At 66.2% G+C, this 21,585-nt stretch carries 12 protein-coding genes; 5 read left to right on the forward strand and 7 right to left on the reverse strand.

Features of this window, described 5'->3' with window-relative positions; all coding sequences use genetic code 11:
- Both PG2093B_RS05965 and PG2093B_RS05970 read left to right on the forward strand, forming a co-directional pair.
- The coding region (locus tag PG2093B_RS05965) for an Ig-like domain-containing protein (RefSeq protein WP_129897723.1) at nucleotides 1–864 on the forward strand (864 nt) is incomplete at its 5' end.
- A gap of 135 nt (nucleotides 865–999) precedes the next feature.
- Nucleotides 1,000–3,663 (forward strand): DNA gyrase/topoisomerase IV subunit A, encoded by a 2,664-nt coding sequence (locus PG2093B_RS05970; protein ID WP_129897724.1) that lies wholly within the window; start codon nucleotides 1,000–1,002, stop codon nucleotides 3,661–3,663.
- Nucleotides 3,664–3,715: 52 nt separating this feature from the next.
- Here the strand turns inward: PG2093B_RS05970 and PG2093B_RS05975 are convergent, their stop codons facing one another.
- From PG2093B_RS05975 to PG2093B_RS05990, 4 genes are all read right to left on the reverse strand, one after another.
- Nucleotides 3,716–4,669: a GRP family sugar transporter gene (locus tag PG2093B_RS05975; RefSeq protein WP_129897791.1), complete on the reverse strand. Its 954-nt coding sequence runs from the start codon at nucleotides 4,667–4,669 to the stop codon at nucleotides 3,716–3,718.
- Nucleotides 4,670–4,811: 142 nt separating this feature from the next.
- The gene (locus PG2093B_RS05980; protein ID WP_129897725.1) at nucleotides 4,812–9,485 is read right to left on the reverse strand and encodes a DEAD/DEAH box helicase; all 4,674 of its coding nucleotides are present in this window, start codon (nucleotides 9,483–9,485) and stop codon (nucleotides 4,812–4,814) included.
- 15 nt (nucleotides 9,486–9,500) lie between these two features.
- Nucleotides 9,501–10,760 (reverse strand): MFS transporter, encoded by a 1,260-nt coding sequence (locus tag PG2093B_RS05985; RefSeq protein ID WP_165369724.1) that lies wholly within the window; start codon nucleotides 10,758–10,760, stop codon nucleotides 9,501–9,503.
- Nucleotides 10,761–10,845: 85 nt separating this feature from the next.
- Nucleotides 10,846–12,090 carry an MFS transporter gene (locus tag PG2093B_RS05990; protein WP_129897727.1) on the reverse strand — a complete coding sequence of 415 codons (1,245 nt, stop codon included), beginning with the start codon at nucleotides 12,088–12,090 and terminating at the stop codon, nucleotides 10,846–10,848.
- A 127-nt stretch (nucleotides 12,091–12,217) separates the two neighbouring features.
- Here PG2093B_RS05990 and PG2093B_RS05995 point away from each other — a divergent pair, with 127 nt between their 5' ends.
- On the forward strand, nucleotides 12,218–13,363 hold the full coding sequence (locus PG2093B_RS05995) for a glycosyltransferase family 4 protein (RefSeq protein WP_129897728.1): 1,146 nt from the start codon (nucleotides 12,218–12,220) through the stop codon (nucleotides 13,361–13,363).
- Nucleotides 13,364–13,367: 4 nt separating this feature from the next.
- Here PG2093B_RS05995 and PG2093B_RS06000 read toward each other — a convergent pair whose 3' ends face one another.
- From PG2093B_RS06000 to PG2093B_RS06010, 3 genes are all read right to left on the reverse strand, one after another.
- On the reverse strand, nucleotides 13,368–15,698 hold the full coding sequence (locus PG2093B_RS06000; protein WP_129897729.1) for a DNA gyrase/topoisomerase IV subunit B: 2,331 nt from the start codon (nucleotides 15,696–15,698) through the stop codon (nucleotides 13,368–13,370).
- A 126-nt stretch (nucleotides 15,699–15,824) separates the two neighbouring features.
- The gene (locus PG2093B_RS06005; RefSeq protein WP_165369725.1) at nucleotides 15,825–17,255 is read right to left on the reverse strand and encodes an RNA polymerase sigma factor; all 1,431 of its coding nucleotides are present in this window, start codon (nucleotides 17,253–17,255) and stop codon (nucleotides 15,825–15,827) included.
- A gap of 118 nt (nucleotides 17,256–17,373) precedes the next feature.
- The gene (locus PG2093B_RS06010) at nucleotides 17,374–18,087 is read right to left on the reverse strand and encodes a hypothetical protein (RefSeq protein WP_129897731.1); all 714 of its coding nucleotides are present in this window, start codon (nucleotides 18,085–18,087) and stop codon (nucleotides 17,374–17,376) included.
- Between the two features lie 231 nt (nucleotides 18,088–18,318).
- Here PG2093B_RS06010 and PG2093B_RS06015 point away from each other — a divergent pair, with 231 nt between their 5' ends.
- Together PG2093B_RS06015 and PG2093B_RS06020 are read left to right on the forward strand one after the other, a co-directional pair.
- Nucleotides 18,319–19,446, forward strand: coding sequence for a polyprenyl synthetase family protein (locus PG2093B_RS06015; RefSeq protein ID WP_129897732.1), 1,128 nt, complete (start codon nucleotides 18,319–18,321; stop codon nucleotides 19,444–19,446).
- A 69-nt stretch (nucleotides 19,447–19,515) separates the two neighbouring features.
- The gene (locus tag PG2093B_RS06020; protein WP_129897733.1) at nucleotides 19,516–21,585 is read left to right on the forward strand and encodes a Stk1 family PASTA domain-containing Ser/Thr kinase; all 2,070 of its coding nucleotides are present in this window, start codon (nucleotides 19,516–19,518) and stop codon (nucleotides 21,583–21,585) included.

Raw genomic sequence — 21,585 nt, forward strand, 5'->3', positions numbered from 1 at the left:
GTGTCGTCGGTGTCGGTTTCGGGTGGCGCGTCCTCGTTGCAGGTGGGTGGTTCCACGCGGTTCACGGCGAGCGTCAGTCCGGCGGACGCGACCGACAAGACGGTGACATGGGCCTCGTCGGACACGAAGGTCGCCACCGTGGACGCGAACGGCACGGTGAGCGCCAAGGCGGCCGGCACGGTGACGGTCACGGCGAAGGCCGGCGGCAAGACGGCTTCGGTCAAGGTCACGGTGAGCGCGCCCAGGCCCCAGGTGTCGTTCACCGACGTGTCCGGATCGACCCCGCACTCCCAGGACATCCTGTGGCTGGCGGCCGCGGGCGTGTCCACCGGCTACGCCAACGCTGACGGGTCGTTGCGCTTCGAGGGCATGACCGTCGTCTACCGCCAGGACATGGCCGCGTTCCTGCGCCGCGAGGCCAGGAACCGGGGCGTCGGCGACGCCCCGTCGTGGAAGCCGACCGACAGCGACTGGAAGCGCTTCAGGGATGTCAACCGTTCCACGCCGCACGCCGAGGACATCCTGTGGCTGGTCCACGCCGGCATCTCCACCGGATGGAAGGAAGCCGATGGCACGTCCACGTTCCGGGGCATGAGCCCGGTGGTGCGCCAGGACATGGCCGCGTTCCTACGCCGCCTGGCCGCAAGGGCCGGCAAGGACGGGGGCGTGAGACCCAAGACGGACTTCAGTGACGTGACGAACGCCACGCCCCATGTGGCGGACGTGCAATGGCTGGGCGGCTCCGGCATCTCGCAGGGCTACCGCAACCCGGACGGCTCGTGGCGGTTCGAGGGCATGACGAGCGTGTACCGCCAGGACATGGCCGCGTTCATCCACCGCCTCGACACCCACCTCAACAAATAGAGCAATACACCCCAAAACGGATGGTGCGGGCAAGCCGTTCGGTTTGCCCGCACCATCTGCGTTCACTGACCTACCCCGGACCGCACGGATTGCTAGAATAGGACGGTTCACGTCGTTCTCGGGAGGTCAAGCAGCATGGTTTCGCGTCGCAAGTCGCAGGCAGCGGCGGCATATGATCCGCGTACGGTCAAGGAGCACATCGTCGAGACGCCCCTTGGCGAGGAGATGAGCAAATCATTCCTCGAATACGCGTATTCGGTGATCTACGCGCGCGCCCTACCCGATGCGCGCGACGGCCTCAAGCCCGTGCAGCGGCGCATCATCTACCAGATGGGCCAGATGAACCTGCTGCCCACGCGCCCGTACATGAAGTCCGCGCGTGTGGTGGGCGAGGTCATGGGCAAGCTGCACCCGCACGGCGACTCCGCGATATACGAGGCCATGGTGCGCCTCGCGCAGCCGTTCGCGATGCGCCTGCCGCTCGTGGACGGCCACGGCAACTTCGGCTCGCTCGACGACGGCCCTGCGGCCTCGCGGTACACTGAGGCTCGTCTGGCGCCGGCCGCGCTCGGCATGAACGGCGACATCGACGAAGACACCGTGGACTTCACACCGAACTACGACAACAAGCTCAAGGAACCGGAAGTGCTGCCCGCGGCCATCCCGAACCTGCTCGTCAACGGCGCCTCCGGCATCGCCGTCGGCATGGCCACCAACATGGCCACCCATAACCTCGGCGAGGTCGTGGCCGCCGCCAAGCATGTGATGCACCATCCAGACGCCGATCTCGACGAGCTGATGCAGTACGTGCCCGGCCCGGATTGGCCCGGCGGCGGCATCGTGATCGGCCGCGCCGGCATCCGCGACGCCTATGCGCAGGGCCGCGGCTCGCTCACCACGCGCGCGGCGACGCATGTGGAGAATGTGACGGCCCGCAAGAAGGCGATCGTCGTGACCGAGCTGCCGTACATGGTGGGCCCCGAACGTGTGCTTGAGCGCATTTCGGAAGGCGTGAAGAACCATAAGCTCGAAGGCATCTCCAATGCGATCGACCTGACCGACCGCCACAACGGCACGCGCATCGTGATCGAACTGAAGACCGGCTTCGACCCGGCCGCCGTGCTCAGCCAGCTGTTCAAGCACACGCCGCTGCAGGAGAACTTCACGATCAACAATGTGGCACTCGTGGACGGCCGCCCGCACACGATGGGCCTGCGCGAGATGCTCGACGTGTGGATCGAGCACCGCCGCGGCGTGATCCGCCGGCGCAGTGAGTTCAGGCGCGCCAAGGCGCTCGAACGGCTGCACTTGGTGGAGGGCCTGCTGCTCGCGCTTGTGGACATCGACGAGGTCATCCAGGTGATCCGCTCGTCCGAAGACGCCGAGACGGCGAAGACACGACTGATGCAGGTGTTCGACCTTGATGAGGTCCAAGCGCAGTACATCCTGGACCTGCGTCTGCGCCGCCTGACGAAGATGAGCCGCATCGAGCTGGAGGCGGAGCGCGATGACCTGCGCCGGCGCATCGAGGAACTGGAGGCGATCCTCGCTTCCGCCGATTCGCTCGACGCCGTGGTAATCCGGGAGATGGACGACGCCGTGGCCGCCTATGGCTCGCCGCGCCGCACCGTGCTGCTCGATGAGAACGAGGATGGCTCGTTGACCCCCGTGAAGACGCACGGTGACGATTCGCTGGCTGATTTTGCACAGTCCGCCGCGCTCAACGCCGCGAAGGTCTCGGATGCCGCCGCGGACGTGGCCGCCGCCAAGAAAGCGAGCGACGCCGGCATGGCCGAGGCGTTGCAGATCGAGGACGAACCGTGCGTCATCGCGTTGAGCGCGACCGGGCTGATCGGCCGCATGAACCCGAAGGCCGCGGATGCATGGCGCATGAGGGACCCCGCCGCCGTGCAGAGCGGCAATGATGTGATCGTCTCGATGATCCACGCGAGCACGCGGGCCACCTATGGCCTCGTGACATCCGCTGGGCGTTTTGTGCTGGCGCATGCGGTGGAGCTTCCCTCCATCGCCGTCACCGAGCCGTTGAGTCTGGCCGGTGGCATCGATGCGGCCGAACTCGTGGTGTCGACCGAGCATACGGAACCGGTGCGTGGTGAACGGGTGATTGCGGCGGTCGCCATCCCCGGCGAAGGCGAACCGCTCCCCTTGGCTCTTGGCACACGCCATGGCGTGGTCAAGCGGTGGAACCGCGAATCGCCCACGACGATGGATTCGTGGAGCATCATCGACCTCAAGGACGGCGACGAATTGCTCACCGCACGGGAAGCCGCCGACGGCGACCGTGTGGTGTTCGTCTCCTCTGACTCCTCACTGCTGACCTTCGACGCCAAGCTGGTGCGTCCACAGGGGCGCACGGCCGCTGGCATGGCTGGCATCCGCCTTGCCGAGGGATGCACGGTCCTGACATGCGCTATCGTGCCTGCAGCGCAGGTGGCATGGCATGAGGCGCAGACCGACGATCAGGGCGCGGTGACCGAAGCCGCACATGGCGCCGTGGTGCTCACGGTCGCCGGCGACGCCGATGCGTTGCCGGGCACCGAGAACGGGTCCGCAAAGCTGACGCCGTTCAGCCTCTACCCCACCAAGGGACGTGCGACCGGTGGCGTGCGTTCGCAGCGGTTCCTCAAGGGCCAGAACACGCTCGTCAAGGCCTATGTGGGCGACTATCCGCTCGTGGCGTGCACCGAGCATGGCCATCCGGTGTCGTTGCCGCAGCCGGATATGAGGCGCGATGGCTCGGGCACCGAGCTCACGGCACCGATCACATACGTGGCATGATATAGGAAGGGGGCCTGCGGCAGTCTGCCGCAGGCCCCCTTGTGTTATGCGATCAACGCGTGGTGAACATGCCCATGAGCACGGCACCCGCGGTAATCAGTACCGTGCCAAAAAGAATGAACGCCATCTGGCGTTTGGATTTGTGTTCATGCAGGATCACGATGCCGCCATACGTGGAGACGATCACGCCGAGCTGCGAGAACGTGGTGGCGATGGCCTGCCCCACATGCGGGCTCGCCGCGCAGATGAAGACGAGCACATTGCCGACGGCCCACGCCAGGCCGGTGATGATGTTGAGGGCGGTCTTCTTGGCCACGATGAGCTGCGTGTTCTTTTCGATGAACGTGATGATCGCGAGCGCTGTGAGCACCTGCCCCACCGCCTGTGGCAGGATGACCGAGGTCATGTAGTACAGGCCGTCGCCGCCGGGCGCATTGTAGATGTCGTCGCCGATGAAGCCGGTTTTGTGCAGCAGGTTCGGGAACAGGAAGTACATCATGAAGCCGAGCGTGGAGAACAACAGTGCGGTGAGCCCGGCCCGCACGTCCTTCGGCGAGCGTTGCACGGCGCCTTCGGTGTGGTCGCGCGCCGAGCACATCACCGCACCGGCGGTCACGAGGATGATGGCGAGCATGCCCACGGCCCACACATGGAGCGTGGTCCACTGTTCCAGCACAATGGCGGCCATGAGCGCGTTGCCGACCACTTGACCAGCGGTGGAGATGGGCATGGCGACCGATACACCGAGGGGTTTGAGTGCGGAATACTGCCCGAACGAGCCGATTGTCCAGAACACACCCGAACACAGCCCCACGACCCAGATGCGTGGATTGTAGGCGAAGGCCCAGCCGGCGTGGGGCACCACATAGCACAGCGACACCGCAATGGCGAACAGCAGTGCACCGATGGTGGTGCCCAAGGTACCCTGACTCGGTTTGCCGTCGATCTTTGCCGTGATGATGCTGTTGGATCCAAGGAACACAGCTGGTAGCAGCGCGAGCAGCATATAGGTCAAGGCGTTCGTCCTCTCGTGTTGTTCGGTGCACCACCCCTATCGCCCACCGAATGGTGCGCCAGTCATTGTACGGCGGCGTGCGCCAACCATAGGCCGTGGTTTGCTCACAGCATGCAACCGCCGGGCCGCGCGCTCACCGGTACAGCTTCATGCCCTGTGGGCTCGGTGCGAATCCCGCGGCACGCAAGGCCACGGTGACGCCACCGCGTTGGGTGAGCGGCACACCGTTGCAATCCTTGATGGTCACACTGCCGCCCATATGGCGGTGCAGCATATCCGCAAGCGCCTTGCACGCCTGCTCCTGCAACGCTTCCACACTCGTGAACATGACGAGACGGCCGGATTTCACGCCGATGTACAGCAGTGCCTCACCGCCGCGTATCACCGTGCAGGCGTCGGCACGGCGGATCGGTTTGGCGGGGCTGCGCTCCTCCGCCGATGCGGACGCCGACGCATCGTCGTGCGTATCGCCCATCCCTGCCGGATCAGGCCATGCCATCGCCGCACCATACAGGTTGGCGGGATCGGTCGCGTCCAGAGCCACCGTGCTCGACTGGCCGTTCGCATACTCGCGCAGCACATCCACCGTCTCGCGTTGGGCGAATTGCGCCGCGCCGAATCCGCGGACGAACATGCCGCGCGCCAGTACGCCTTGCTCTTCCATGCGTTTGAGCACCGGGTAGATGGCGGAAAATCCACCGGGGACGCCCGCCTGCTCGGCGATGGGCTGACAAAGCACGCCGTACCGGTCCAACAGCATATCCACCAAGTCGATCGCCCGCTCTTCCGGCGTGCATGGCTCTCCGGCCGCCGTGACCAGCGACCAGAGCCCCGTGAGCGCCACGGGTTGGGCGATGCGTACGCGTGCGCGCCTGCGCGAGGAGGATGGCATGCGTGCGCTCACCGTGCCACTGGCTGCCGCACGGGCCACGGCGAATGCGCTGTTGGTGATGCGGCCCTCGCGCACCAATCCCCACAACGCGTCTTCGAACGCGGCAGTCGACCATCCCGCCGCCACCAATTCGCCGGTTGCGGGATCGATCATCGACTCAGGGTGTTGTTCCCATATCGCGCGGGCACGCTGTTCGAGCTGGTTCGCCGCGTAGGCGCTACCTTCCTCGAACACCTGCACAATGGCGTCGGCCATACCCATCTCGTTTTCCGGCTGGGGCTCCCCACCGGACGGTGTGTTGGTGTGCGATGCACAATGCACCTGCAATTGCACCGAATCGAACGGATAGAACGCCACTGCCCCCAACCGCTCCTTGCCGGCGGCCGGGCCGGCGCCGGTCCACACCACCTCGCCGCTGGCGATCAGTTCGTCCAGCAGCGCAGGCCGGTAATCACGCACACGCACCGGGAACACCGATTCCTCCCATACGTTGATGGGCAGACTGACGCCTTCGAGCTGCTCCACGACGCGCATCACGCCATCCACGCCTTCGTAGCGTTCACCGCCCAACGACCCCACACCCTGCCGGTCGAGCACAAAGGACTGGAATTGCGCCGCCTCCACGGGTTTGACCGCTTTGCGGGCCTTGGCGAGCGATTTCGACCGGATGCGCTTGAGCACATCGGCGTGCACCCATTGCGGCACATCCGCCAGAAGCCGGTCGTCGAACCTGCCGGTGAGCATCTGGCCGGAAGCGTGCAGCTCGTCAAGTTCGTGGACCGCCGCCTGTGCGGGCACGCCCAGATCGGCGATCATCTGATCGGCGGTGAACGGCGCGTGCGTCACCGCATAGCGGTGCACACGCCCGCGCACATCCCCCTCGTCGAGGTCGTTCCAGAACGTGCGCTCGGCGAGTTGGGCCGTGACCGCATCGATCACGCCGTCGTCGAGCACCGAAGACACATCATCGGATCCGAGCAGACGTTCCAGCACCTGCGGATCCATCGACAACAGCTGCGCATTGCGTTCGGCCTGCGGCACATCGTATTGGTACATGACCGACCCCACAAACCCGAACAGCAGATGCTCGGCCATCGGCGAGGGCGTGGTCGTCTCGGCACTGCGCACTTCGATGAGCCCCGCCTGCATGCGGGTCAGCACCTCACGCAGTGCGGGCACGTCGTAGACATCCTGCAGGCATTCGCGCGCGGTTTCCAGTAGCAGGGGGAAGTTTTTGTGCGCGCGCGCAGCCGTCAGCAGCTGGGCCGCGCGCAGGCGCTGCTGCCATAGTGGGACCCGCTTGCCCGGATCGGTGCGTGGCATGAACAGCGCGCGCGCCGCGCATTCGCGGAACCGCGCGGCGAACAGCACGCTGCCCGAGACCTGCGCCTCGACGATGCGTTGGATGTCGTCCGGGTCGAACGCGATGAGCGACGCGATGTCGATGCGGCCGTCGCCGTCGGGCAGACGGATGAGGATGCCGTCGTCAGCCGCATAGATCTGGCCGTCAACGGCATAGCGCTGCAACAGCCGGGCGTTGATCGCGAGCGCCCATGGCTCGTGCACGCGCCTGCCGAATGGCGTGTGCACGACGATGCGCCAGTCGCCTTCCTCGTCGCGGCAGCGTTCGATCACCACATGCGTGGCGTCGGGCACCACGCCGGTGGCGGCGCGCTGCTCGGCCAGCAGCCGTGCCAGGTTGTCGATGGCGTTGGCGTCGAGGCCATCTTGGACAAGGCGGCCCTGCACGGCATTCGTGAAGCGCGGGCCGGGGGCGTGCGGGCCGTCGGGATGCGTCTGGCCGGCGCCCACAAGCCCCTGCGCCACGTCGTGCACCCATTGGCCTTGCGCCAGACCGAAACGGTAATCGCGGCCGTCGCCGTCGCCATGCCAAAACGGCAGGCGCGCGCTGCGCCCGGGGGCCGGCAGCACGATCACGCGGTCGTTGGTGATCTCCTGGATCTGCCAGGACGTGGTGCCCAAGGTGATGATGTCACCGACGCGCGATTCATACACCATCTCCTCGTCGAGTTCGCCGACGCGCCGCGGGCCCGTACCGGCCTCCCCTTCGGGAAGCACCACCGTGTAGAGGCCGCGGTCGGGGATCGTGCCGCCACTGGTCACCGCGAGGCGCTGCGCCCCTTGGCGGGCGGCGAGCATGCCGGATTCCTCCTCGAACACGAGTGGGGGCCGGAACGCGGAGAACTCCTCACCGTTATAGGCGCCGGTGACCATGCCCACCACGGCGTCGAACATGTCGCGCTGCAGCGTGCGGTACGGGGCGGCACGGCGCACGGTGCGGAACCATGCATCGGCGCTGATCGGCTCGAGGCTCGCGGCGGCCACCGTCTGCTGCGCGAGCACGTCGAGTGGGCTGTTGGGCACACGCAGCGGCTCGATGGCGCCGGCGAGCATGCTTTCGACGCTCGCGGCGGCGCCGATGATCTGTTCGCGCGTCATCGGGTAGATGAGTGCATGCGACACCCCGCCCACGCGGTGGTCGGCTCGTCCCACGCGCTGCAGGCCGGACGACACCGACAGCGGCGGCGCCAACTGGATGACCAGATCCACCGAACCCATGTCGATGCCCAATTCGAGGCTGCTTGTGGCTACGACGCATTTGAGTTTGCCCGCTTTGAGCTGCTCCTCGATCTGCTTGCGCCGGTCTTTCGACACGGAGCCATGGTGCGCCATCGCGATGGCGTCCTGCGGTGCCACAGGACCGACGAGTTTCGTCGTCGATCCGATGAGCGACCCGTAATGCGCCGGTTCGTTCGACAGGTCGGGGCTTTTACCCTGCCGCTCCAAGTAGAGGTCGTTGAGCTGGGCCGTGAACCGTTCGGCGAGTCCACGCGAGTTCACGAAAACGAGCGTCGTGCGGTGTGCAAGCACCTCATCAAGCACACTGCGTTGGATCAGTGGCCAGACCGAGGCGGTGGGTTCGGCGTTTGCGGCGACCGTCGCCGGCGCCCCACTGCCGGCTCGGGCTGTGCTCCCACCTCGATGGGCGGCCGCCGATGGCGTTGCGGCCGCCGAGCGACCGGCTTCACGGGCCTTGCGATCCGCCAACCGCTGCATTGCCGGCGTGACGCCGGTGATCGAGCTGGAAGACTGCGGTGCATGGGGTTTTGCCGTGTCCGTCTTGCCGCCACCGTCGCCCATGCGGCTTGCCGGCTCCACGACCTTGAGGTCGAGCGCCGGCCTGCCGCTCGCTTGGGCGATCGTGACGGGCCGGCTGCCGCCGAGGAACGCCGCGGCTTCATCCACCGGGTTCACGGTGGCGGAAAGCCCGATGCGCTGTGGCGGTGTCTCAAGCCGGTCGTCGAGCCGTTCCAGACTCAACGCGAGGTGGGCCCCGCGCTTGGTGCCGGCCACGGCATGCACTTCGTCGAGGATCACCGTCTGCACGGTGTCGAGCACGGTGCGGGCCTTCGATGTGAGCATCAGGTACAGCGATTCCGGCGTCGTCACCAGGATGTCCGGCGGCCTGCTGACGATCGCACGCCGTTCCTGCGGCGTGGAATCACCGCTGCGCATGGCGATCGAGACCTCGGGCACGGCCAGGCCCATGCGCGCATACTCCTCACGGATGCCGTTGAGCGGCGTTTCGAGGTTTTTCGCGACATCCACGCCCAATGCCTTGAGCGGTGAGATATAGAGCACACGCACGCCTTTGCGCGGGCGCTTGCAGCCGTGCTTGCCACCGGCCGCACGCGCCTTGCGGGCGATGATGCCGTCGATCGCCGCGAGGAACGCCGAAAGTGTTTTGCCCGAGCCTGTGGGCGCGATGACGAGCACGTTCTCGCCATTATGGATCGCCGGCCATGCCAGACGCTGCGCTTCGGTCGGCCCACCGAAGCTGCGTTCGAACCATGCCCGTGTGGGGGCGGTGAAACTCTCCAAGCATTCGCACATATGTTCGATTATCGGTCACTCACCGCGCGCATGCAAGCGCGCCACGCGCACCACACGCGCATATGCCGCAAGTGCGATCACCGTGAATCCCAGCAGATACCACGGCAGGGCATGCATCGACCCCGACACGCGTTCCACCCCGGCGAACAGCACAGGGCTGACCAAGGTGGCCAGCGAGACCGCAGCGGTCTGCATCCCGATCATCGCCGGCGTGCGCGCCGCTCCAAACAAGCGCGGGGTGGCATGCACCACAGCCGGTGCAATCGGCGCACAGCCCACGCCCAACAGTACCGGCGCGGTCAATGCGCGCCACAGGCCGGCCATCGGCACCACCATCAGCACAACCGCACCGAGCAGCACGGCGATGCCGCCGACGACCATCCACACATCGCGCACCTTGAGGGCCACAACGCCCGCCACCACGGAGCCGGCGACCAACCCCACAAAGAACAGGTTGGCGTAGACGCCCGCCGTATGGATGGACATACCGCCGGCGTGCACCATGTAACTGCTGGCCCACAGCATCGTCGTCTGTTCCACCGAGGTGGTGGCGAACATCAAGACGATCACAGCCACCGCCGCAGGCATGGCCATAAGCGTACGCACCACATGCGGCTGGCGCATGTCGTGCCGCCAATCCCCCTGCGCGTACGGCGTCTCACCCAGCTGGGCCATCTGGGCGGCGGTCAGATGGTCACGCCATCGACGTGTGCCTGCCGCAAGCACCACGGCGAGCGCAAGCTGCACAAGGCCGATCGTGCGGTACGCCCAGCGCCAGCCGGCGCCGTCCGCGATGATCCAGCCGAGCACCGTGTGCCCCACGAGCGCACCGAACGCGGTCGTGGCATGCAGCCAGGTGATGCGCGCGTTCGCCGAACGCACGGCCACATACGCGTTCAACGCCACCACAAGCATGCCCGATCCAATGCCATACGGTAGCGCGAATACGAGCAGCACCCAATAATGCGGTGCGAATGAGAACCCCAACAGCGCAAGCACGGTGAGTGCCACGCCCATGTCGACCGTGCGCCCGGAACCGAACCGGCGCGCCACCGGCTCCGCGGTTATCGCCGCCGCGGCGGAGCCTGCGGCGAGGACCGCGGCGATGCCGACCACGGCCACGAGCGGCGCGTGCACCCCCGCGCCCATGGCCGGCCAGGAGGCGCCGAGCAGTGCCTCGGGCAAACCGATGGCCAGAAATCCAAGGATGACCTGCAGCGAGACGCCGGGCGTGCCAGCGCGCACGATGCCCCCATGTATCTGTTCGTGTGCCATGGTGCCCATCGTAAAGCGGCGGCGCCGGTCTGCCCACCCGCGCACGCCCAGTGCGAACGACGACCCACTGGCGGCGCATCCCTGCTCAGTGTGCGGCGGAGTCGGTCACGGAGTCGGACTTGGCATGGGTCTTGGCGCGCAGCCACTCGTGCATCACGATGAGGGCCGCGGAGAACAGGAGCAGGAACCATGGCAGCAACGCCAATGTGGTGGCTTGGGCGATCACGCCAAAGAGCGGCGGCACAAGCATCGTGCCGATGTAAGCGCATGCCATCTGCACGCCCACAATGGCCTGCGAGCGGTCCGCCCCGAAATAGGTGGGCGTGGAATGGATCACGCACGGGTAGATCGGCGCGCACCCCAAGCCGACCAGCACAAAGCCCGCCACGGTGTTGACGATGCCGGGGATGGGCAGCAGCATGACCACAATGCCCGCGAACAACAGCACGGCGCCAAGCCGGATCATCTGCGGGTCGCTCATGCGCATGGTCAGGAACCCGCTGAGGAAACGGCCCACGGTGATGCCGATGAAGAATAGGCTCGCCAGATTAGCGGCCTGGCTTTCCCCGATGTGGTCCACGCCCACCATGTAGCTGCTGGCCCACAGCATGGCCGTCTGTTCCACCGCGCAATAGCAGAAGAACATGATGAGGATCTGCACCGCGCCGGGGATGCGCAGCACGTCAAGAAGCCCCAAGGGCTTGCGCTTCGCCGGTTCCTTTGGTTCCACCGCGCCATCGCCGTCCGGCATCGTCACAACCTCTTCCAGCTGTGCGGCCGAACCGCGGGCGCGCCACAGCGGCAGGCTGAAGATCAGCACGGCAGTCAGCACGACCTGCAGGATGCCCACGGAGCGGTAGCCCCACTGCCAGCCGTCGCCATGTGCGAGTGTGAAGCCCATGATGTACGGGCCGATGAGCGCTCCGAGGCCCCACATGCAGTGCAGCCAGCTCATGTGCCGGCTCGTGTAATGCACCGCCACGTAGTTGTTCAGCGCGGCGTCCACGCCGCCGGCGCCCAGTCCGTAGGGAATCGCCATGAGCACAAGCACGCCGTAGTTCGGCGCGAACGAGAACCCGAACAGCGCGGCGGCCGTCATGGCCACAGAGACGGCGGTCACGCGCCCGGCGCCGAAGCGCAATGTCAGCCGGTCGCTCAACAGCGCGGAGCACACCGTGCCTGCGCTGATCACCATCGAGATGCCGCCCGCCCAGCTCAACGGCGCGTGGATGTCCGCGCTCATCGTGGGCCATGCCGCGCCGAGCAGGCCATCAGGCAAGCCCAGCGAGATGAAGGCCAAGTAGATTATGGCAAGCAGCAGATTCACCATGCGCGTCTCCTCGTCATCGTCGCCGAATTGCAATCACTGTACGCACAAATAATATTCCTCCGGCAAGAAAATGCCGGCGACGCTTCGACTCGCCTCGAAATTGCCACATGCCACTACACTGGCTGTCATGGCCCTGACTATCGGATTCGTCTTCGACGACACCCTCGACGCGCTCGACGGCGTGCAGCAGCACATCACCACCATCGGCACCGAACTGGCCCGGCGTGGTCACGACGTGCATTACCTTGTGGGCGAAACGCACCACTCCCCCGTGCCACAGACCGTCTCGCTCGCGCACAACATGATGGTCTCGTTCAACGGCAACCGCATGCGCATCCCCCTGCCCGTACGCAAACGCGATATCCGCGAGGTGCTCGCCCGCAACGACTACGACATCCTGCACATCCAGGCCCCCTACAGCCCGCTGTTCGGCGGGCGCGTGCTCGAATGCGCGCCGCAGTCCACCGGGGTCGTCGCCACCTACCACATCGCGCCCATCGACCGGCGGGCGCGCTATGGCGGCCGCGCGCTTGGGCTGATCAACGCCCATTCGCACCGGCGCGTCGACGAAGTGATCGCCGTGTCCCAAGTGGCCGCGCAATACGCGCAGTTCACCGCCCATGCCCATGGCACGATCATCGCCAACCCGGTGAACGTCGAGAAATTCGCCGCGGCCGCGCGCAGGGCCACGCGCGACGCCGCGCATCCGCACATCGTGTTCCTGGGCCGGCTGGTGCCGCGCAAAGGCGCGCAACTGCTGCTCGACGCGCTCGATTACGGAGAGAGGCACGGCCTGTTCCCCATGCCCGGACTGCACGTCACAATCGCCGGCGATGGCCCGCTCATGGACGACTGCGTCCAGCGCGCCGCCCGGCTGCGCACGCCCGTCGAGTTCGTGGGCACGGTCGACGAAGGCAAGGCGGACCTGCTGGCGAGCGCCGACGTGGCCGTGTTCCCGGCCATCGGCGGCGAGACGTTCGGCATCGTGCTGCCCGAGGCGATCGCATCGGGCGCCGGCGTGACGCTCGCCGGTGACAATCCGGGCTACCGGTGGACGATGCGCGGCGATGAGGACGCGCTGTTCTCCGTAGGGCCCGACCATGCGCGTGTGCTCGCCGAGCGCATCACACGTGCGCTGACCGACGCACCATGGGCGCAGCGGCTGCATGCGCGCGAGGAGGCGTTGCTCGACCGGTACAACGTGCAGGCGGTGACCGACGAGGTCGAGCGCGTGTACGCGCGCGCGATCGCCGACCGCCACAGCCGCGCGTAGCCGATCAGGTGTCGATCTTCGAGCGGTCGAAGTCGTCGGCGTTGTCGACGATGAACTGGCGGCGCGGCGGCACTTCGTCGCCCATGAGCAGACTGAAGATGCTGTTCGCCTGCTCGGCGTCCTCCATGCGGATGCGGCGCAGCAGGCGCGTGCGCGGGTCCATCGTCGTGTCGGCGAGCTGGTTCGCGTCCATCTCGCCCAGGCCCTTGTACCGCTGGATGTCGTCGGCGTACCCGATGTGGTCACGGTCGAGCTGGGCGAGTTTGCCCGCGAGTTCGTCGTCTGAGTACGTGTAGATGTATTCGCCCTTGCGCGGACCGGTCAGGGCGATGCGGTGCAGCGGCGGCACAGCCGCATACACATGCCCTTGTTCGATGAGCGGGCGCATGTAGCGGTAGAACAGCGTGAGCAGCAGGGTGCGGATGTGCGCGCCGTCCACGTCGGCGTCGGTCATCATGATGATCTTGTTGTAGCGCGCCTGTTCGATGTCGAACGACGCGCCGGAACCCGCGCCCACCACTTGGATGATCGCCGCGCATTCCTTGTTGGAGAGCATCTGCGCGAGCGACGCCTTCTGCACGTTGAGGATCTTGCCGCGGATCGGCAGCAGCGCCTGGAACGCGGAGTTGCGCGCTGCCTTGGCGGTGCCGAGCGCCGAATCGCCCTCGACGATGAACAGCTCCGCCACGTCGTCGTTGCCCGGCTGGCAATCCGAAAGCTTGGGCGGCATCGACGCCGATTCGAGGGCGTTCTTGCGGCGCGTGACCTCTTTGGTCTTGCGGGCCTGGATGCGCGCGTGCATCTCACCCACGATCTTTTCGAGCACCCGTGCGGACTGCTCCTTGTAGCCGCGCTTGGAGCCGGTGATCATCTCGGTGAACTGCTTGTCGGTGATACGCGCCACGACCGGTTTGACCGGCGCAGTGCCGAGCACGTCCTTGGTCTGGCCTTGGAACTGCGGTTCGGCGATGCGCACGGTGACGACCGCCACGAGGCCGGCCAGGATGTCGTCACGCTCGATCTTCATCTTCGAGTCTTTGAGATTCACCTTGAGTTTGCGCGCATTGTCCTCGACCGCTTTGCGGATCTGCTTGGTGATCGACTGCAAAAAGCCGTCGACGTGCATGCCGCCGCCAGGGGTGGCCACGACGTTCACGAAACTGCGCACCGTCGTGTCATAGCCGTTGATCCAGCGCATGGCGATGTCCACGTCGCAGGTGCGGGTGATCTTCTCGGCGTGCAGGTTGCCGGAGTCGTCCACGACCTGCGTCTCCTCATGGTAGGTGCCCTGCCCGGCGATGCGCCAGACGGTCGACACGGGTTCGCCATGCGAGAGGAAGTCGACGAAATCGACGACGCCGCCGGTGTGGCAGAACTCCTCAACGCGCCGGTGCCCCGGCGTGGGCGCAGCCATGTCCACCGGGGTGGCCACTGGCTCCAGTTCCACGACGGTGCCCGCTTCGGTGCGCTCCTGGTCGAGTTCCGCGGCGTTGCTTGCGAAATCCATCTGTTCCTGTGACTCGTCGTGTACACGCTGTCCGTCGTCGATGGCTTCGGCCTGGTCCGCCTGGGCTTGTGCGGCATCCGTCTCCACAAGCTCGTCCATGGCGGCGTCGCCGGTCTCCTCGATGTGCTCGTCGACCACGGTGATCGTCAGCCCGGGCACGAGGAAGCTCGTCTGGCGCACGCGGTCGATGAGCTGGTCGTAATCGAATTTCGCCGAGGCGTTGAAGATCTCGGGGTCGGCCCAATAGCGGATGCGCGTGCCGGTCGTCTTCGCGGGCACCTTGCCGATCACCTCGAGTTCGGTCGGCCTGTTCTTGCGCGTCTTCTTGAATGGGGCGTCCGGCGAGGGGTGTGCCGGGTCGGCGTCGGTGTAGACACCCGGATGGCCCTGATGGAAGGCCATGTGGTACGTGTGGCCGTTGCGGTCCACCTCCACGTCGAGGCGCGAACTCAACGCATTGACCACGGACGAGCCCACGCCGTGCAGGCCGCCGGCGGCGTTGTATGAGGCGTTGCCGAACTTCGCGCCCGCATGCAGTTTGGTCAGCACCACTTCCACACCGGTGAGCTTCGTCTTGGGTTCCACATCCACCGGAATGCCACGGCCGTTGTCGGCGACTTCGATGGAACCGTCTTTGTGCAGCGTCACGGTGATGTGCGTGCAGGCACCGGCGAGCGCCTCATCCACGGCGTTGTCGATGATCTCCCACAGGCAGTGCATGAGCCCTTGGCTGTCGGTCGTGCCAATGTACATGCCGGGGCGTTTGCGCACCGCGTCGAGCCCCTCGAGCACGGTCAGTGAATCCGCACCGTAGTCTTTCTTCGCCATTGCCTTCATCTCCATCCGTATGGCGTATGCCACGTCCCATGCAAAGGAGAGCGCAGCCCCGTGGGCTCGCGCTCTCCTGGCGTCGGCCGCGCCCGCCGGCGTGGCCCATGTCGATGCCGAAAGGCATCACTGGTCGAGGAAGTCGCGCAGCGTCTGCGAGCGCGAGGGGTGGCGCAGCTTCGACATCGTCTTGGACTCGATCTGGCGGATGCGTTCGCGCGTCACACCATACACGCGGCCAATGTCGTCGAGCGTCTTCGGCTGGCCGTCCTCAAGGCCATAGCGCATCTTGATCACGCCGGCCTCGCGCGGCGACAGCGTCTCGAGCACCTGCTTGAACTGTTCCTGCAGCAGCGAGAACGCCACGGCGTCGGACGGGGCGATCGCATCGGTGTCTTCGATGAGGTCGCCGAACTCGGAATCGCCGTCTTCACCGAGCGGGGTGTGCAGCGAGATCGGCTCGCGGCCGTACTTCTGCACTTCCTGCACCTTTTCGACCGGCATGTCGAGTTCGCGCGCCAGCTCGTCCGGCGTGGGTTCGCGGCCCAGGTCCTGCAGCATCTGGCGCTGCACGCGCGAAAGCTTGTTGATCACTTCCACCATGTGCACGGGCACGCGGATCGTGCGCGCCTGGTCGGCCATGGCTCGGGTGATCGCCTGGCGGATCCACCACGTGGCGTACGTGGAGAATTTGAAGCCCTTCTTCCAATCGAATTTCTCGACGGCGCGGATCAGGCCGAGGTTGCCTTCCTGGATCAGGTCGAGGAAGAGCATGCCACGGCCGGTGTAACGCTTGGCGAGCGAGACGACGAGGCGCAGGTTCGCCTCGAGCAGGTGGTCCTTGGCCTTCTTGCCGTCGGAGGCCGCCCACTTGAGTTCGCGCTTGCGCTTGAAGTCGAGGGTGTCGCCTTCGGTTTCGAGCAGGTGCTGGGCATACAGGCCGGCCTCGATGCGTTCCGAAAGGTCGACTTCCTGTTCGGCGTTGAGCAGCGAGACGCGGCCGATCTGCTTGAGGTAGTCCTTGACCGGGTCGGCGGTGGCGCCCGATGTGACCACACGGCGCTTGGGGTTCTTGCCGGTGGGTGCGAGCGTCTCGTCGTCATCGTCATCACGGACCACGAACGCGCCCTTGGCCTTGGGCTCCTCGGGCTTGGGCTCGTCGTCATCGTCTTCGTCGTCATCTTCCACCGCATCGTCGTCGGTGTCGTGCTCGTCGTCTTCGTCGTCGTCCATGTTGTCATGGTCGTCAACGTCGTCGAGGTCCTCGTCGAGGTCGATGTCCTCCTCGTCGATCATGACCTCGTCATCGTCGACGGGCTCGTCGTCCTGGGGCTTCGACGCGGACTTGCGCGCGGTGGTCTTCTTCGGCGCCTTCGTCTGTGAAGCGGCTTTGGCCGTCTTCTTCGCCGTGCTCTTGCGGGTCGTGCGCTTGGCCGGCTTCTTGGCCGTGGTGGCCTCGTCTTCCTGCTGCGCCTCGTCCGCCTTCGTGGAGGCGGCCTTGGAGGAGGCCTTCCCCTCAGACTTCTTAGCGGCGTTCGACGTTTGCTTCGTGACCAAACTGTTCCTCCTCCATATTCATGGTTGAGCGACCCGCTGCAAGGCATACTCCCGCCAAAGGCAAATCGCTGACTATTGGAGTTAACCATGCAACACGGACGATTATTCCCGCGTTCCATCACATCGCCTCCCCCGCCATGCACGCCCCTTTCGGCGCCTTCGCCGGGCACAGCCATGCCGGGTGGATATCACGCAGCAGCGCCGCGATCACAATGCCCGCGAGCGTCGCGTCGTCGTCCGTGGCCACCGCCTGCATCGCCATGGGCATGGCCCGGGCGTCGCCGATCCACCAGCATGCATACGCCGCCATGGCGAGCGGCTGCGCGCAGTATTGGTCCGGCACGACCTGCGCGCATTGTTCAAGCGCCGCGATGCCGCGTTCCACCCGCACACAATCGGGCTTGGCCTGCGGATTGTCGAACGCCTCGGTGAGCATGCGGCCCATCGCGTCGCCGCTGGCGCGCGTATGCGGATGCACGGCGAACTCCATGATCTCCTCCCGGCTCCACTGGTCGGCGCCCATGATGAGCGCCATGATCAATGCGTCGCGCATCGCCAACGAATCGGTGACCGTCACCGCCAGTTCGCACAATGACTGCGCCTCGCAGTCCAATTCGTCGAACCGCGGATCCTCGATCCAAGTGCGCCATGTGTCGAACACCGGTTCGAACCACAGCCGTGACGCCTGCGCCACACCGAGTTCGCGCCGCTGTTGCCTGAACCGCTTGTCGAGCGCTTCGCATGCCAGTTCGTCGCGTTCGTCGACGAGCCGTTCGTTGAGGGGTTCGCGTGGCGTCGCCGTGACGCGGATGCCCAGTTCCTTGATTTCCATGGTGTGCCTCGCTTTCCGCCTGTTGGCCGGCCGGTCGCCCCGCGTGGCACCGTCGCCGCGCGTGCCTCAACTATCGGCCTTCCCCCGCGGCCCGTCCACTTGGATCGGCCCCTGTGGTCGGACGCTCCTCCATCCACATTTTCCGCGGGCGAACACCACCGGCCGCCAAGCCCCCCAGCAGCCGCCAAACCGCCCCCGGCAATGTCGCAACACTGTGCGTGAATAACCTCTATGGCACTCACACGGCACGATCCGCAGCACATCGAAACCCGCATCCGTGAACTGGTGCGCCAGTATGTCGGGCTTGGCGCGCGCCATGGCGTGCCCGCGGCGCTCGAACCGGTCATGGACATGGTCGTCGACCAGGCCACCGCATCCAGCGAAGGCGGCAAACGGTTGCGCGCCCTGCTGACGATGGACGCCTACGCGATCATGGAACCGCTGGCCGCCGGCGAACCACACAGTGGGCAGGCACAGCGCGCGCAGACCAGTGCGGTGCTCGACCTGGCCTGCGCGATCGAGGTGTTCCAGACGGCCGCGCTCGTGCATGACGACATCATCGACGATTCCGACATGCGCCGCGGCAAACCGTCGGCCCACCGCGCGCTCGCAACACGCACCAACGAATCGATCGGCATGGGGCTCGGCCTCATGCTCGGCGACCTGCTCGCCACCGCATGCATCGCGATCATGGACGCGTCCGCGCCTGCGCTGCCCCATGCGCAGGACGTGCGCGCGGCGTTCATCGCGATGCACCACGACGTGGAAATCGGGCAGGTGCTCGACCTGGCGATCGAACGCATGCCGCTCGACGACCCGGACGCGCTGCGCGGCGCCTCAGCCGAGGTCTTCCGCTGGAAGACGGCGAGCTACACCACCATCGCGCCGCTGCACTTGGCATTCCTGTCCGCCGGCATGGACCAGGCCAAGGCGGCGCGCCATGCCGAGGCCATCGGCCTGCCGCTCGGCGTGGCGTTCCAGCTCGCCGACGACCTGCTCGACGTCGTCGGCTCATCGAACACAACCGGCAAACCGGTGGGTGGCGACATCCGCGAAGGCAAGCGCACCGTGCTGCTCGCCGACGCGCTCGCCGGCGCGAGCGACGCCGACGCCGCGCGGTTGCGCGCGCTCTATGCCGCGCCCAGCCGCACCGACGCACAGGTGCGCGAAGTGATCGCGCTGTTCGAGCGCACGGGCGCAATCGCCGCCTCCCAGGCGCGCATCCGCAGCAAGTGGGAGCAGACCGTGCGCGCGATCGGCGAAATGGGACTCGACGCCGGGCGCGAGGAACAGCTTATGGCCGTCTGTGCGCGGTTTGTTCCCGGAATATGCACGGCGCGCGGCGCGGGCACCATGTAGAATGACGTTCGACATTGGCCATTGATTCGTGGTGCAGTACGCATCTTCGTGAAGGACGACACAGCAAGCATGAGTGAAGCTGCAAATATGCCCGAAAACAAGCTGATCGACGGGCGCTACCGCATTGTGCGCAAAATCGCGGACGGCGGCATGGCCACGGTCTATCAGGCGGTGGACGTGCGGTTGGGGCGCGATGTGGCGCTCAAGATCATGCACATCCAGCTCGCACAGGGACCGCACCGCGACCAGTTCGTGGAACGCTTCCGACGCGAGGCGAACTCGGCGGCCGCCATCGCGAACCCGCACGTCGTGCAGGTGTACGACACCGGCGAGAACGACGGGCTCGACTACCTCGTGATGGAATATGTGCACGGCGTGAATCTGCGGCACGAGATGCAGACGAAGCGCACCTTCAGTGTGCGCGAGACGCTGCGCGTCGTCTCCGAAACACTCAACGGCCTCGCCGCGGCGCACCGCGCAGGCGTCGTGCACCGCGACATCAAGCCCGAGAACATCCTCATCAACGACCGCGGGCGTGTGCAGATCACCGACTTCGGCCTGGCCAAGGCCGCCTCGCAGGCCACGCTCTCCTCGACCGGCATGCTGCTCGGCACCGCCGCCTACCTAGCGCCCGAGATGATCGAGAACAATCTGGCCACACCGCAGGGCGACTGCTATTCCGTCGGCATCATGGCGTGGGAGATGCTCACCGGGCAGGTGCCGTTCCTCGCGGACAATCCCGTGACGATGGTGTTCAAGCATGTGAACGAGAACGTGCCGTCGGTCGCCACGGTCTGCACCGGCATCGACCCACAGGTGGCGCGGTTCATCTCGTATCTGACGAACCGCGACGTGAACGACCGCCCCGCCGACGCCTCGCAGGCCCTCGACCGGCTCAACGCCCTCATGCGCACGCTGTCGCCCCAGGCCCTGCAGTACCGCTTCGACCCAGACGCGCCGGCACCGAACGCCACAACGGTGCTGCCGGTAGGGGGCAAGGCGCAGACGGGACCCGCCACCGCTGTCGCGAAGCTGGACGACCGTACGCAGGCCGTGCCGATGGTGGGTGCCGCGACGGCCGCTTCGACGCCGTACACACCGCAGCCGGCCGCGCGGCCCACAGCAGCCAACGCCGATGCCACGCCGACCCAAGTGCACCATGGCATGTCCACCGGCAAACGATGGACAATCGGCATCGCGATCGCCGCCGCGGTGTTGGCGCTGGGGGGCGCCGCAGGATGGGGATGGTGGTATTACGCCGGTCCGGGCAGCTACTACGAGATGCCGCAGATCGAGGCGTTGCATTGCCAGGAGAACGCGCCGTGCAAGATCGCCGGTGTGCCGTGGACCGATTACGAGAAGGCGCTGAAGGCCGCCGGCATTGCATACGAGACATCCGAATCGTACAGCGACACTGTGCCGGAAGGCGACATCATCTCCACCGACCCTGAATTCGTGAACGCGCATGTGAGCAAACGCGGCGACCTGCAGAAGGTCCGTGTCGTCGTCTCGCAAGGCGTGCAGCAGTCGACGGTGCCGGACGACATCATGTCCTCGACCGATCCGCTCGCCTCGCTCAAACGCGCGGGGTTCACCAACATCGTGCATAGCGCCGATACGGACGAGTGGTCGCTTGATGTGTCCGAAGGCGAGGTCATCTCGATCACGCCGGAGGCCGGCACCACCGTCGACCACAACGAGCCTGTCGATGTGGTGCTTTCGAAGGGCCCGATGCCGGTGTCGATGCCCGAGGTCGTCGGCAAACCCGCGTCGGACGTGAAGGCGGCGTTGGAAGAGGACAAGCTCACCGTGACGACGAACGAGGAGTTCAGCGACACCGTGCCGGCCGGACAGGTCATGTCGAGCTCAGAAGACGCCGGCGCCCAGCTGCACTGGGGTGACTCGGTGCATCTCGTGGTCTCGAAGGGCCCTGAGATGATCACGATCCCCAAGGTCGTGGGCATGAATGTGGACGACGCGAAGAAGATGCTCGAAGACCTCGGCTTTGAAGTGAAGGTGTCCGCACCGTTGGGTGACCTGCTGCACACCGTGCGCATGCAAAGCCCGGATGCGGGCAAGCAGGTGCGTGCGCGCGGCGAGGACGGCAAGGCCACGGTGGTCACGCTCACCGTGATCTGA

This window comes from Bifidobacterium pseudolongum subsp. globosum (genome assembly GCF_004155535.1).
GTDB classification, from domain to species: domain Bacteria; phylum Actinomycetota; class Actinomycetes; order Actinomycetales; family Bifidobacteriaceae; genus Bifidobacterium; species Bifidobacterium pseudolongum_C.